The organism is Methylophaga pinxianii (genome assembly GCF_020447225.1).
Lineage (GTDB): Bacteria > Pseudomonadota > Gammaproteobacteria > Nitrosococcales > Methylophagaceae > Methylophaga > Methylophaga pinxianii.
In genome coordinates, this window is sequence record NZ_JAJAEO010000189.1 from 20,978 (window position 1) to 33,407 (window position 12,430).

The 12,430-nt window shown below is 44.0% G+C and carries 17 protein-coding genes, 1 tRNA gene and 1 other RNA gene; 18 read left to right on the top strand and 1 reads right to left on the bottom strand.

All coding sequences use genetic code 11. The features are described from left to right. The first annotated feature begins 59 nt into the window (after window positions 1-59). On the top strand, window positions 60-920 hold the full coding sequence (gene rpoH, locus LGT40_RS15410) for an RNA polymerase sigma factor RpoH (RefSeq protein ID WP_226073567.1): 861 nt from the start codon (window positions 60-62) through the stop codon (window positions 918-920). Between the two features lie 59 nt (window positions 921-979). On the opposite strand, the gene fdxA is transcribed toward rpoH, so the two are convergent. Beyond that, on the bottom strand, window positions 980-1,303 hold the full coding sequence (fdxA, locus tag LGT40_RS15415; protein ID WP_069296830.1) for a ferredoxin FdxA: 324 nt from the start codon (window positions 1,301-1,303) through the stop codon (window positions 980-982). Window positions 1,304-1,456: 153 nt separating this feature from the next. Here fdxA and LGT40_RS15420 point away from each other — a divergent pair, with 153 nt between their 5' ends. The 17 genes from LGT40_RS15420 to infA all read left to right on the top strand — a co-directional run bounded on the left by LGT40_RS15420 (window position 1,457) and on the right by infA (window position 12,392). Continuing rightward, window positions 1,457-1,753: a lipopolysaccharide assembly protein LapA domain-containing protein gene (locus LGT40_RS15420; RefSeq protein WP_226073566.1), complete on the top strand. Its 297-nt coding sequence runs from the start codon at window positions 1,457-1,459 to the stop codon at window positions 1,751-1,753. Between the two features lie 6 nt (window positions 1,754-1,759). Beyond that, window positions 1,760-2,944, top strand: coding sequence for a lipopolysaccharide assembly protein LapB (gene lapB / locus LGT40_RS15425; protein ID WP_226073564.1), 1,185 nt, complete (start codon window positions 1,760-1,762; stop codon window positions 2,942-2,944). Beyond that, a complete protein-coding gene (gene arsC / locus LGT40_RS15430) occupies window positions 2,941-3,291 on the top strand; it encodes an arsenate reductase (glutaredoxin) (protein WP_226073563.1) in 351 nt (116 codons plus the stop codon). The genes lapB and arsC overlap by 4 nt, the downstream gene beginning before the upstream one ends. A 9-nt stretch (window positions 3,292-3,300) precedes the next feature. After that, complete coding sequence (gene wrbA / locus LGT40_RS15435) at window positions 3,301-3,894, top strand: NAD(P)H:quinone oxidoreductase (protein ID WP_226073561.1); 594 nt, start codon at window positions 3,301-3,303, stop codon at window positions 3,892-3,894. Continuing rightward, entirely contained in the window at window positions 3,891-4,256 is a 366-nt protein-coding gene (locus LGT40_RS15440) for a DUF2069 domain-containing protein (RefSeq protein ID WP_226073559.1), read from the top strand. The genes wrbA and LGT40_RS15440 overlap by 4 nt, the downstream gene beginning before the upstream one ends. Before the next feature lie 47 nt (window positions 4,257-4,303). Beyond that, window positions 4,304-4,528, top strand: coding sequence for a hypothetical protein (locus LGT40_RS15445; RefSeq protein ID WP_226073557.1), 225 nt, complete (start codon window positions 4,304-4,306; stop codon window positions 4,526-4,528). 89 nt (window positions 4,529-4,617) lie between these two features. After that, window positions 4,618-5,421 carry a biotin--[acetyl-CoA-carboxylase] ligase gene (locus LGT40_RS15450; protein WP_226073555.1) on the top strand — a complete coding sequence of 268 codons (804 nt, stop codon included), beginning with the start codon at window positions 4,618-4,620 and terminating at the stop codon, window positions 5,419-5,421. Continuing rightward, window positions 5,418-6,263, top strand: coding sequence for a type III pantothenate kinase (locus LGT40_RS15455; protein ID WP_226073553.1), 846 nt, complete (start codon window positions 5,418-5,420; stop codon window positions 6,261-6,263). The genes LGT40_RS15450 and LGT40_RS15455 overlap by 4 nt, the downstream gene beginning before the upstream one ends. A gap of 22 nt (window positions 6,264-6,285) precedes the next feature. Beyond that, a tRNA-Ser gene (locus tag LGT40_RS15460) sits at window positions 6,286-6,376 on the top strand. 247 nt (window positions 6,377-6,623) lie between these two features. Next, an RNA gene (gene ffs, locus LGT40_RS15465) (signal recognition particle sRNA small type) lies at window positions 6,624-6,720 on the top strand. A gap of 41 nt (window positions 6,721-6,761) precedes the next feature. Beyond that, entirely contained in the window at window positions 6,762-8,552 is a 1,791-nt protein-coding gene (gene dnaX / locus LGT40_RS15470; protein WP_226073549.1) for a DNA polymerase III subunit gamma/tau, read from the top strand. A gap of 17 nt (window positions 8,553-8,569) precedes the next feature. Then, the gene (locus LGT40_RS15475) at window positions 8,570-8,878 is read left to right on the top strand and encodes a YbaB/EbfC family nucleoid-associated protein (protein ID WP_226073547.1); all 309 of its coding nucleotides are present in this window, start codon (window positions 8,570-8,572) and stop codon (window positions 8,876-8,878) included. Between the two features lie 8 nt (window positions 8,879-8,886). Then, window positions 8,887-9,486, top strand: a complete 600-nt coding sequence (gene recR, locus LGT40_RS15480; protein ID WP_226073545.1) for a recombination mediator RecR — start codon at window positions 8,887-8,889, stop codon at window positions 9,484-9,486. 29 nt (window positions 9,487-9,515) lie between these two features. Further along, window positions 9,516-10,694 carry an EAL and HDOD domain-containing protein gene (locus LGT40_RS15485; RefSeq protein ID WP_226073535.1) on the top strand — a complete coding sequence of 393 codons (1,179 nt, stop codon included), beginning with the start codon at window positions 9,516-9,518 and terminating at the stop codon, window positions 10,692-10,694. Between the two features lie 2 nt (window positions 10,695-10,696). Then, window positions 10,697-11,422, top strand: coding sequence for a leucyl/phenylalanyl-tRNA--protein transferase (gene aat / locus LGT40_RS15490; protein ID WP_226073527.1), 726 nt, complete (start codon window positions 10,697-10,699; stop codon window positions 11,420-11,422). After that, window positions 11,412-12,125, top strand: coding sequence for an arginyltransferase (locus LGT40_RS15495; protein WP_226073518.1), 714 nt, complete (start codon window positions 11,412-11,414; stop codon window positions 12,123-12,125). The genes aat and LGT40_RS15495 overlap by 11 nt, the downstream gene beginning before the upstream one ends. Before the next feature lie 48 nt (window positions 12,126-12,173). Then, entirely contained in the window at window positions 12,174-12,392 is a 219-nt protein-coding gene (gene infA, locus LGT40_RS15500) for a translation initiation factor IF-1 (protein WP_009726411.1), read from the top strand. Window positions 12,393-12,430 lie beyond the last annotated feature (38 nt).

Consider the following 12,430-nt stretch of genomic DNA (forward strand, 5'->3'; position numbering starts at 1 on the left):
TACTTTTTAATATTCTATTTGGTAAAATGACAGTAGATTTCTCTAGGGAGAACGCACACATGACAACGCATGCAGCCCAATATCAACTTGCCACAGCACCTATTGGCAATCTGGATGCATACACCAATCTCGTCCATCAAATCCCCGTTTTAACGGCTGAAGAAGAGCACGATTTAGCGACTCGACTACAACAAAACGGCGATCTGGAAGCCGCTCAGCGATTGGTATTGTCTCATTTACGCTTTGTGGTTCGTATCGCGAAAGGTTACAGCGGTTATGGTTTACCGGTTGCTGACTTGATTCAGGAAGGTAATATCGGCCTGATGAAAGCGGTCAAACGTTTTGACCCTGAAAAGGGGGTACGTCTGGTTTCTTTTGCAGTGCATTGGATTCGTGCTGAAATTCATGAATATGTCATTCGCAACTGGCGGATCGTTAAAATCGCCACGACGAAAGCGCAACGTAAATTATTCTTTAATTTACGCAGTGCAAAGCAACGTCTGGGTTGGTTGAACCAGGATGAAATTGAGGCCGTTGCAGAAGATCTTGGTGTTACCGCAGCAAACGTGATTGATATGGAACGTCGACTGGCCCAGCCAGATACTTCGTTTGACTTACCAGTTGATAATGACGATGAAGAATCCAGCTATTCTCCTGCAGCCTATTTAAAAGCAGCTGATAATAGCGACCCATCCAAGCAGTTAGAAAATGATGATTACGCCGATTTTCAACAGCAAAAACTGGTCAATGCTTTAGCTACTTTAGATGAACGCAGCCGTGACATCATTAGTCAACGCTGGTTGCATGATAACGAAAAAGCTACGCTCCACACGCTGGCCGAACAGTACCAAGTTTCCGCTGAGCGGATACGACAAATTGAAAATAATGCGATGAAAAAGCTGCGCCAGTTAATGGATTAACCAGCAGCCATAAAAAAGCCCGCTAACCGTATCGGAAAGCGGGCTTTTTTTATCCAAACCTAGCGTTCGAGTAAAGGTGTTTTATTAGGTTTGCCATCCCATTCTTCAGCATCATCTAGAGGATCTTTTTTCTCAGAAAGCACTGGCCAAACCTGAGATAATTCCGCATTAATTTGCAGAAATTCCATTTGTTCGTCCGGCAAATCGTCCTCAGAAAAAATAGCTTCCGCAGGACATTCAGGCTCACAAAGCGTGCAATCTATACATTCATCAGGATCAATAACCAAAAAGTTAGGACCTTCGTGAAAACAGTCTACTGGGCAGACATCAACACAATCAGTATATTTACATTTAATACAGTTTTCAGTGACAACAAAGGTCATGGTGAAATCTCCACAAATACAATTTTTTACAGGCCAGACCTGTCAGAATGTCGAATATTCTACATGATTTACTGCCACTCTGGGCAATGAAGATAATTACGGTATGATCATTTTTGACTCACCAGATAACCCATCTGAAAACAGGATGAACCGATGATAAGAAAAATTTTAATTCTCACCGTATTTATCAGTGCTTTTGTAATCAGCACGGCATTTGCCGCATTTAATATGCAAAGCGTGTCGCTGGATGTGTTTTTTGCACAATGGCAATTGCCCCTAGCTGTTCTCTTAATTGCTGTATTACTAGTGGGATTGTTGATTGGTGCAACACTTATTGCTCTGAGTACGCTGCGCATTCGTTATGAAAATCATCGCTTGGTCAGTAAATTACAAAATGCCGAACAGGAATTAAACAGCCTGCGGATTTTACCTGTACGTGACAGTCACTAGCTCAATATGATGATGCACTGGTTATTTTTATTGCTTCCGGTCGCGGCCTTATCAGGTTGGGTGTTGGCCAAGCAACATTATCAACGTCAGCCAAAAAAACATGCCAAAGCATTTAATCCAGAATATTTTAAAGGGTTGAATTACCTGCTGAATGAACAACCAGATAAGGCAATTGATGTTTTTATTGGTTTGCTTGAAGTGAACAGCGAGACCGTCGAAACCCATTTAGCGTTAGCCAACCTTTTTCGTCGTCGCGGTGAAACTGAGCGTGCCATTCGTATTCATCAAAATCTTATTGCACGGCCTAGTCTTCATGGCGAACAACGGTTACAAGCCATGGTCGAGTTAGGGATGGATTATATGCATGCCGGCGTATTAGACCGGGCAGAACATCTGTTTCTGGAATTGCTTCATCAACCACACCCACATCCGGAAGCGGCAAAACAATTAATGCGCATTTATCAACAAGAAAAAAAATGGGCGCAGGCCATTGAGATGGGTAAACAGATTGATTCCAGTAAGACCGGTCAGGTCAGACCTTTGATTGCACAGTTTTATTGTGAGTTGGCCGAACAACAAGTTCACCAAGATCGTCATGAAGCATTTAATATGTTGAAACAAGCCTTGTTACATGATGCCAATTGCGTCCGAGCCAGTCTGTTAGAGGGCAGACTGTATCTCGCCTTGAAGCAACCTCGTAAAGCTCTGGATGCGTTAAATAATATCGAACAGCAAAATTCCAGATACCTCTCAGAGGCTCTGCCCTATTGGTATGAGGCTTATCAACAATTAGGTGATTTACCAGCATTACGCGAGCGATTATCACAATTAATTAGCCGGCATCCGAATATGACTTCTGCTCGAATTATGCTGACACAGATTGTGGCGCAACTTGAAAACACCAAAGCCGCCCAACAATTGCTTTATGAACAACTACATCATCATCCATCTGTTGAAGGTTTACATACCTTAATCAAACTTGGCGAAAACAATCAGATCGCCCTTATCCCTCTGATTGAGCGTATTACCCGAACCATGGTGGAAAAAGGCGATCGCTATACCTGCAAAAACTGTGGTTTTTCAGGTAAAACTTTACACTGGTTATGTCCGGGTTGTTCTCATTGGGGAACAGTTCGTCCGACTGAAATTCATCTTACTGCTTTGGAAAAATTATTGGATTCACCTGCATGAGTAAAACCGTTATTTATCATAATCCGCGTTGTAGCAAATCACGCGAAACCCTCGCCTTGTTGGAAGGTCAACAACAGGATATTGAGATTGTAGAATATCTGCAGTCCCCACCTTCCGTTACAGAACTAACCACGCTATTAAAACAGCTGGGAATGCAACCAAGACAATTGCTACGTACTAAAGAAGCTTTGTATAAAGAACTGCAACTGAATAATGACAACTTGTCAGATCAACAGTTAATTGAAGCCATGTGTGCCAATCCTAAACTGATAGAGCGACCTATCGTGATCAAAAATAATCAAGCCATTATCGGCAGACCACCTGAAGCGGTGTTAGACATACTCTGAGTAACCAGCATGCATGAGATTTTGATCCTTTATTACAGCCAATCTGGTCAGGTTAAAGCGATGGCTGAACAAATTGCTCGCGGCGTGGAAAAACATCCGAACTGTACGGCAAGAATCAGAACCGTGCCCAAAGTTTCCACTGTCTGCGAAGCGACAGAACCAGATATTCCCTCATCTGGCCATCTTTATGCTACAGCTGCTGATTTGCAGGACTGCTCAGGGTTGATTTTGGGTAGTCCCACCCGTTTTGGCAATATGGCAGCTGCTTTGAAATACTTTATTGATAGTACCAGTGACTCGTGGTTATCTGGCACTTTAAACGGTAAGCCTGCTGCCGTATTTACGTCTACAGGCAGTCTACATGGCGGACAGGAAAGCACTTTATTATCAATGATGTTGCCACTACTACATCATGGCATGGTCTTTACTGGTTTGCCTTATACCGAAGCGGCATTAATGACAACACACACCGGTGGTACGCCCTATGGAGCAAGCCATTTTGCTGGGGCAGAGAATAAACGTTCGTTGAGTCAGGAAGAAATAGATCTTTGTCAGGCATTAGGTTTACGTGTCGCTGAACTTGCAATAAGGCTAGTAAAATGAAGTTAGTACGGTCCCTCAGAATCATTTCTTTACTTAGCTTTTTTGGACTGATGATCAACTTGTTGCTGTGGATCCTGATCGCTGAGCACAGCGCAAATTTTCCCGTCGCCGCATGGCTCATCATTGGCGTCATGCCATTACTGTTTCCGATGCGCGGTATTTTATATGGAAAAACCTACACCCATGCCTGGGCCAGTTTTTTGATGCTGTTTTATATTGCTCATGGCATCGGCGAAATCTACAGCAGAGATGCTGTTATTTGGTATCCGTTATTTGAAGTGGTCTTTAGTAGCAGTTTTTTTATTGCAGCTAATCTTTATATTCGTGCTTCAGCAAAATTGCGAAGAGACTCACAGACTTAGGCATTAATTAATGCTGAAATACACTTTAATATTTATCGGAGTTCGTCGTGAGTAGCATTCCAGCCATACAATCTGCATATCAAGGCATCCAAAGTGGTATGCAAAGCATGAACAAAAATGCTTTTGCTGTGGCAAGTGAGTCGACCAAAGGTGGTGATTTCGTCACTCCAATGGTTAATATGAACAGCGATAAACTTCAGGTTCAAGCTTCCGCAAAAGCCTTGCAAATCAGTTCAGACACGCTGGGCTCTTTGCTCGATATCAAAGTCTAAAGCGTTTTTCCTCGCGATTTCTTGTAATACTGGCAAAAAAAATACTTTTGACGCTACACTATAGTCGTTACTGACTACGAAGACCTATTTTGAGTTTACCTCCATACGTTGCACTCAACGAAAATATCATCCGCGAAACGCTCAATCCTGAAATACTTCATCAGCTTGATAGCCTTCAGGTTTTTACTGAGGTGACATCAACTAATGATATTCTCTGGCAAAAAGCCCAAAATGGCATAACTGGAACAGCTATATGCCTGGCTGAAATGCAAACGGCTGGCCGTGGCCGCCGTGGAAGTCAATGGATGTCTCCCGCCAGTGGCAATATTTATTTGTCAATCATGCGTTCATTAAACTCAGAATCTGTACGTAATGGTTTAAGCATTGCTATTGGCATCGCCTTAATTAATACTCTTCAAGAAGAAGGTGTAGAAGGCTTGCAGTTGAAATGGCCAAATGATGTATTACATAACCGGCGTAAACTTGCAGGAATTCTTGTAGAATCTCGTTACGGAAGTCAAAACTACGTTACCGTTGGCATTGGCTTGAACCTCTCACTACCGGACAATTTACATACTGCCATCCCTCAGCCCATCATCAGTCTGGAGCAACTTTGTGATCCGCTCCCCTGTCGCAATCGGCTGGCAGCAAAAATAATTCAAAATATGATTGAAACCCTAGAACTCTTTTCTCATCGTGGCCTTAGCGACTTTTTGCCTCTATGGCCACAATACGATGCCTTGCATAATCAAGCCATCAATATCATCAGCGAAAACGGCCAATTTACCGCACTCGCTTGTGGTATCAACGAACAAGGTGAATTACGGTACATGCGTGACCAGCAAGTAGCATACTTATCCAACAGCCACCTCAGTATCAGGTTTGCCTCATGATCTTATTAGTCGATATTGGAAACAGTCAGATTAAATGGGCCACGATACAGTCTAAGGTATTGGCTGAATCCCAACACTTCTCCAGACCCAAAACGGGTGTAAAAGCGGCTTTGAATAAAGCGTGGAAGCCCCTTGACGGCATTGAAGCTGTGTTTGTCAGCAATGTTGCGGGTGATAAAGTGGCTACCCAGCTAAGTGAATGGGTGGAAAAACAATGGAAACTGACTCCCATCTTCGTACAAAGCGAAAAAAGAAGATTTGGTGTTACAAATGCCTATGAACAGCCCGAAACACTGGGAGTGGATCGCTGGTTAGCTATAGTCGCTGGCCGCCAACATGCAAGACAAGTCACCTGTATTATTGATTGTGGAACGGCTATCACGGTCGATATCGTCACTGAAAAAGGACAACATCAGGGTGGTTTGATTGTGCCCGGGTTATCGCTGATGAAACAAATGCTCACGGATAACACCGATGCTTTAAGCAATGTCGCACAGGAAAGTGAATTTAATTTATTAGCGACCAACACACATAGCGCTGTTCAAGCAGGCACTTTGTATATGGTGACCGCCACTCTGGAAAACCTTATCAACGATCTGCAACAAAACTTTAAAGATGAAATTCGATTTTTGATTACGGGTGGCGACGCAGAAGAGTTAATTCCATTACTGCCACAGCCACTACTTCACGAGCCTGATCTTGTACTCAAAGGATTAGCGCAATACGCCAGACAAAATAATCAACGTCATAAAAATAAAACGATAAACCACACCGAAGACGAATCTTCCGCAGATGAAGACGGTGTTAAAGAATCATCAACATTGCCAGAAAACACGAACTGAGATAAGCTTTCGCCCCCTTATAGGAGAACTGGCCGAGTGGTTGAAGGCGCACGCCTGGAAAGTGTGTATAGGTTAATAGCCTATCGAGGGTTCGAATCCCTCGTTCTCCGCCAATTTAACCGGTCGACAAAATCCAGTTAGCCTTCTAATTTATCTGGTAATTCCCTTTTTATATTGCTACTGCTGTTGTCAATCAACCGCCAGCCAAAGCGTAATTGCTTTCATATGTATTCTTGACGACATCGAACACTGGAAATCGTCCAGAGCATAGATGACGATTTAAATTTCTCCGTTTTTATTCCCCGAATGCATGGCACTAAAAGCAAAAAAAGCATAGAATAGCCAACTCTATGGTGGCCCAGCCGGTCTCCTCGCGACGATATGTTGGTTACCACGTCAGGCCCGGAAGGGAGCAGCGCAGCCATCGGACTCGGGCGCCGAGATTGGGCTGGTTTGGGTCACCACCCTTATGACCACATTGGGTATCTGACAAGCTGCATGAGTTATCTGGTACTAGCCCGCAAGTGGCGCCCCAAAAAATTTGCCGAAGTTGTCGGCCAGCAGCACGTATTACGTGCGCTGATCAATGGTCTTGATCAAAATCGTCTGCATCATGCATTTTTATTTGCCGGTACCCGCGGGGTCGGTAAAACCACTCTAGCCCGAATCTTTGCCAAATCGCTTAATTGTGAACAAGGAATCAGCTCTACTCCCTGTGGCGAATGTAATAGTTGTATTGAAGTTGACAATGGTCGTTTTGTTGACTTGATTGAAGTGGATGCCGCGTCGCGCACCAAGGTCGATGATACCCGTGAGCTGCTGGATAATGTTCAGTATGCGCCCAGTCGTGGGCGCTACAAAGTCTACTTGATCGACGAAGTTCATATGCTGTCTACCAGCAGTTTTAATGCATTATTAAAAACGTTGGAAGAACCCCCTCCCCACGTCAAATTCCTGTTTGCGACAACTGATCCGCAAAAATTACCGGTCACTATTTTATCGCGTTGTTTGCAATTTAACTTGCGTCGTCTCGATATCAAACAAATCGCCGAACATCTGGCGTTTATTCTTCAGCAGGAAAACATTGATTTTGAAGCCGAGGCTTTACATCAAATTGCTTTTGCGGCTGATGGCAGTATGCGTGATGCATTGAGTTTACTGGATCAAGCCATTGCCTTTGCTGGTGGAACAGTCTCTGCAGAAATTGTCAGTCAGATGCTCGGGAGCGTTTCACAGCAACAGCTGATGCAATTACTCGAAGCATTTGCGAATAAGGATGCCAAAGCGTTACTTGCTCATACCGATGAACTGGCATCATTGGGCCGTGATTTTGTGGTTGTGTTAGACGGTTTAATGACCAGTCTGCAGCGCATTGCGACCCTTCAATTAGTCGCTGATACTGAGCCACTCGATCAACAGGATGATGCGGCACTAGAGCAATTCGCTAGCGTATTCAGTGCAGAAACCGTTCAACTGCTTTATCAGATTGCACTGCATGGTAAACGTGATATGCCTTATGCAGCAGATCCCCGAAGCGGTTTCGAGATGACATTGTTGCGGATGTTGAGTTTTCAGCCCCAAGTGGCTAATACAAATGTGGGACAGCCCCCCGTAAAAAAGTCGCAAGCTGATACGCCATCGGTGCCGGTTTCGGCACCTGTAAATGCATCAATACAACCCGATATAAATGATTCAGTTACTGAAACGACAACTGTTCATTATTCTACTGCCGTCGCACCAACAGAAACCCCAGACCAAGCCCCAATAGCCTCTCCAGCTATCGATATTAAAGAACCAACCATTGAACCTAAAACCGATTCGGTGGTTAAATCTGACTCACGGGCTCAATCAACAGAAACCGTTGATTTATCTGTATCTAGTGAAGCAGAACAGTTGGCCGGTTTGACAACTGCGAACTGGACAGCTTTGATTGCGCAATTAAAACTTTCTGCTTTTGCCAGACAGCTGGCGGACCACTGTGCATTTATCCGCGCCGATAAACATAAAATCTATCTCTCAGTCGCCCCTGAATTACAGCACCTCGCAAATGATAAATCGGTAGCCAAGTTAGAAACGGCCGTGAGTAAACAGCTACAGTTTGAAGTCACATTAGTGTTTGTTGAAGCATCGGATACGGAAAATGTCCCTACCCTGGCTGCTGAACGTGCACAACAAGCCGCAGAGCTTCAGCAAAATGCAGTTGATGCCATTCACAATGATCCCGTTGTGGAACAGATCAAAAATGCATTTAATGCCCGTATAATCGACACAACAATTAAACCCCTATAACTTTAAAAGGATCTCCTATGAAAGGTGGATTAGGTAATCTGATGAAACAGGCCCAGCAAATGCAGGCCAATATGCAAAAGGCGCAGGAAGAATTGGCCAATGTTGAAGTAACTGGCCAAGCGGGCGGTGGCATGGTGCAAATTACTATGACCGGTAAACATGATGTCAAACGCGTCAGCATTGAAGACAGCCTGTTTCAGGATGATAAAGATATGCTTGAAGATCTTATTGCGGCAGCGGTCAACGATGCTGTAAGACAAGTGGAAAAAACCACTCAGGAGCGTATGGCTGGCATGATGCCTCCTGGTATGAAGTTGCCGTTTTAGTTCTGAATATGGCGACTCTCGGACCCAGTATTGATCAATTGATCCAGGCTCTACGCTGTTTACCTGGCGTGGGGCCAAAATCAGCACAACGGATGACGTTTCATTTGCTGGAACGTGATCGTGGTGGTGGTGAACATCTTGCTGAAATGCTCAGCAAAGCTCTGGCAAATGTAAAACACTGCCAACGTTGCCGCATTTTGAGTGAGGATGACATCTGCAGTCGTTGTAATGACAGTTCACGTCGACAAGATCAGTTGTGTATTGTTGAGATGCCAAGTGATGTGATTGCGATTGAACAGGCGACGCATTACCAAGGTCAGTACTTTGTGTTGACCGGTCATTTATCTCCATTGGATGGGATTGGTCCTGAGGCGTTAGGCATTCCTGATCTTATTGAGCGTTTTGATCAAAAAACGATCACCGAAGTCATTTTGGCCACCAACCCAACGGTTGAAGGACAGGCGACAGCACACTACATCAGTGAGTTAGCCCGTGCCAGAGAGATCCACGTTACCCGTTTGGCACATGGTATTCCATTGGGGGGTGAACTTGAGTATGTTGACAGTGGTACACTGTCTCATGCATTTTCAGGACGAGAAACCTATTAACCGATCGTAATTATTAAGAGCAGCTCTAGATGACGGAAATCAACTTGGCATACGACTCATTAAAACATTTTAACGGTCTCATTCACCGTCAGCCGCTGTTTATTTCTAAAAAACTTGATGTTGACAGTTACCATCTGACTTTTCTTGATAGCAATGGCAACTCACTTGATGAAAATACGCCGGTTCCCGAATTTTTGCCGCAGCTTTCAGATATTCTGCAAGCGATAAATCATAATCAAAAAACCCTGTTGACCGTACCAGCTTCGTGGCAACAAGTGCTCTTTGATTATGCCATGCCCCGAATTGATTTAATTATTGAAGCTAATGATAAAGCTGTATTCAAATCAGCAATGCCCCATGTCAGTTATGCAGTAAACGCCAAAAATAAAACCGGTAAAAGCCGAACATTGTTAATTGATCTGAACGCTTTCTCAGAGGAAGAAATATCGGAACAATTACCCAAATGGCGTCAACAACACGAAGTTTTGTGTGCGCTAAACGTTAATGCAGCGAACCAATTCAGTTTATGCCAGCTCCACGAGATAGATTTAATGCAGGGGTTCTTCTATACCCTGCCAGATACGAGTGTTGACAAAAAAATCGCACCAGCAGCGCAAACCTTGATGGAACTGTTGGTTAAATTGCAAGACCCAGAGGTTGAAGTTGATGAGCTGGCTGAGATTATCAATCAGGATGTGGCTCTCAGTTACAAGCTGCTACGCTTAATCAATTCAGCTTTTTTTGGTTTGCCTCGCGAAGTTGGCAGTACCCGTCAGGCTATTGTGATGCTGGGACAAAACAAAATTAAAACCTGGGCTAGCCTGCTTTGTCTGTCCGGCCTCGATAATAAACCTAATGAGTTACGCACTACTGCGATGATAAGAGGTCGTATGTGTGAATTGTTAGCAAAATATTATAAAGGTCATGCCGATGTGTTTTTTGCTGCTGGTCTGTTTTCCACACTTGATGCATTGATGGATAAACCGCTTGAAGTGCTGCTCCAGGATTTACCATTAAGTGAAGAGCTGCATTCAGCGTTGTTGCATAAAGAAGGTCCAGCAGGTAATGCGCTTGAGCAAGTGTTGAATTATGAGCGTGGAAACTGGTCTGCCATCGATTATTCTGCAGTCAGTGCTGATGCACTCTTAGCGGCCTACCTGGATGCACTTTTCTGGGCAAAAGAGCTTAACTTACAGTTAAACGATTAAGTATGGCGATTAGCTGGTTAGGTGCAGCTGCGGATAGTCCATTTCCACCAGTTGAACACGCCACCTCTCACGGCTTACTGGCAGCTGGAGGTGATTTAACTGTGACGCGTTTATTGAATGCTTATCGTCAAGGAATTTTTCCTTGGTTCAATGCTTATGATCCAATTTTATGGTGGAGCCCAAACCCGCGAATGGTGTTTCACACTGATAATCTCCATATCAGTAAAAGCCTAAAAAAAGCATTAAAACAAAAACCTTTCAGTATTACCTTTGACCAGGATTTTATCGGCGTCATGCACGCTTGCGCCGCACCTCGATTAGCTAAAATGCCTGCCGAACAACATGAAACATGGATTCATAATGAAATGATATCGGCTTATTCCGAGTTACATCACGGCGGATACGCGCATAGTGTTGAATGTTGGCAACAAGGCCAACTGGTGGGAGGCGTTTATGGTGTAGCCATTGGCAGGATGTTTTTTGGTGAGTCTATGTTCAGCTTTAAAACCAATGCATCAAAAATTGCCCTGGTGGCACTCGCCGAACAACTCAATCAATGGGGATATCCATTAATTGATTGCCAGGTTTACTCAGAACATCTTTCACGACTTGGTGCCGTTACCTTGCCAAGAGAAACATTCGTTCAGCAGGTGCAAAAATTATGTTCTTTACCAGGCCAATCCGGCAACTGGCAAACCAGCGCACTACCTTTTGCTTATGAGCCTTGATTTTTACCAGGATAGACCGCACAGCTGTTCTTATCTGGAAGGCCGTTTGGCGCGAAATATTTATCCTGATCCGTTACGTCCACTAACCAATGCCCTCTATAGCCAGTTAATTCAGCATGGATTTCGACGCAGTGGAGATCACGTTTACCGTCCATTTTGCCCTGCATGTGATGCCTGTGTTCCAGTACGGATTGATGTGAGTCAATTCCATCCCAATCGCAGTCAACGCCGATGTTTACGTCATAATCAAGATATTGAGATCAACGTCCAACCAGCAGTTTTTAATGAAGAACATTATGATCTTTATCAGCGCTACTTGGCTCACCGACATGCTGGCGGTGGTATGGATAATCCCAGCAAAGAAACCTACCTGCAATTTCTGACCAGTCACTGGAGCGATACCGCTTTTATTGAGTTTCGTCTGCAATCAAAAGTGGTGGCCGTTGCCATCACTGATTTTGTACATGACGCTGCATCAGCTTTTTACACCTTTTTTGATCCCACCATGCAACAACGCGGATTGGGCACATTTGCCATTCTCAAACAGATTGAATTAGCGCAACGACAGAACTTATCCTGGTTATATTTAGGCTACTGGATTGGTGATAGTCCTAAAATGCGTTACAAGAGCCGTTTTGCAGCTTTACAACAATTTGATGGACAATGGCGCAAGTTTGATAAAAAAGCTTTGAATAATCAGTGATTTTACGGCAAAATGGATCTTTTAATAGTTAGGTAAAATCAAACCTGTATGGCAAAAGAAGATCATATTGAATTCGAAGGCACTGTTATTGACACCATGCCTAATACTACTTTCCGTGTTGAGTTGGAAAACGGTCATGTTGTAACAGCACATATTTCCGGGAAAATGCGTAAAAACTACATCCGCATTCTGACCGGTGATAAAGTTACTGTTCAGCTGACACCTTACGATTTAAGCAAAGGCCGTATCGTCTATCGCGCTCGCTAATCAGCCGTAATCTCCCACGGCTGATGAATTGTTCAATT

Coding starts and splice junctions, on each gene's coding strand:
- rpoH (WP_226073567.1), top strand. CDS start 60: ATGACAACGCATGCAGCCCAATATCAACTTGCCACAGCACCTATTGGC.
- fdxA (WP_069296830.1), bottom strand. CDS start 1,303: ATGACCTTTGTTGTCACTGAAAACTGTATTAAATGTAAATATACTGAT.
- LGT40_RS15420 (WP_226073566.1), top strand. CDS start 1,457: ATGATAAGAAAAATTTTAATTCTCACCGTATTTATCAGTGCTTTTGTA.
- lapB (WP_226073564.1), top strand. CDS start 1,760: ATGATGATGCACTGGTTATTTTTATTGCTTCCGGTCGCGGCCTTATCA.
- arsC (WP_226073563.1), top strand. CDS start 2,941: ATGAGTAAAACCGTTATTTATCATAATCCGCGTTGTAGCAAATCACGC.
- wrbA (WP_226073561.1), top strand. CDS start 3,301: ATGCATGAGATTTTGATCCTTTATTACAGCCAATCTGGTCAGGTTAAA.
- LGT40_RS15440 (WP_226073559.1), top strand. CDS start 3,891: ATGAAGTTAGTACGGTCCCTCAGAATCATTTCTTTACTTAGCTTTTTT.
- LGT40_RS15455 (WP_226073553.1), top strand. CDS start 5,418: ATGATCTTATTAGTCGATATTGGAAACAGTCAGATTAAATGGGCCACG.
- dnaX (WP_226073549.1), top strand. CDS start 6,762: ATGAGTTATCTGGTACTAGCCCGCAAGTGGCGCCCCAAAAAATTTGCC.
- LGT40_RS15475 (WP_226073547.1), top strand. CDS start 8,570: ATGAAAGGTGGATTAGGTAATCTGATGAAACAGGCCCAGCAAATGCAG.
- recR (WP_226073545.1), top strand. CDS start 8,887: ATGGCGACTCTCGGACCCAGTATTGATCAATTGATCCAGGCTCTACGC.
- LGT40_RS15485 (WP_226073535.1), top strand. CDS start 9,516: ATGACGGAAATCAACTTGGCATACGACTCATTAAAACATTTTAACGGT.
- aat (WP_226073527.1), top strand. CDS start 10,697: ATGGCGATTAGCTGGTTAGGTGCAGCTGCGGATAGTCCATTTCCACCA.
- LGT40_RS15495 (WP_226073518.1), top strand. CDS start 11,412: ATGAGCCTTGATTTTTACCAGGATAGACCGCACAGCTGTTCTTATCTG.
- infA (WP_009726411.1), top strand. CDS start 12,174: ATGGCAAAAGAAGATCATATTGAATTCGAAGGCACTGTTATTGACACC.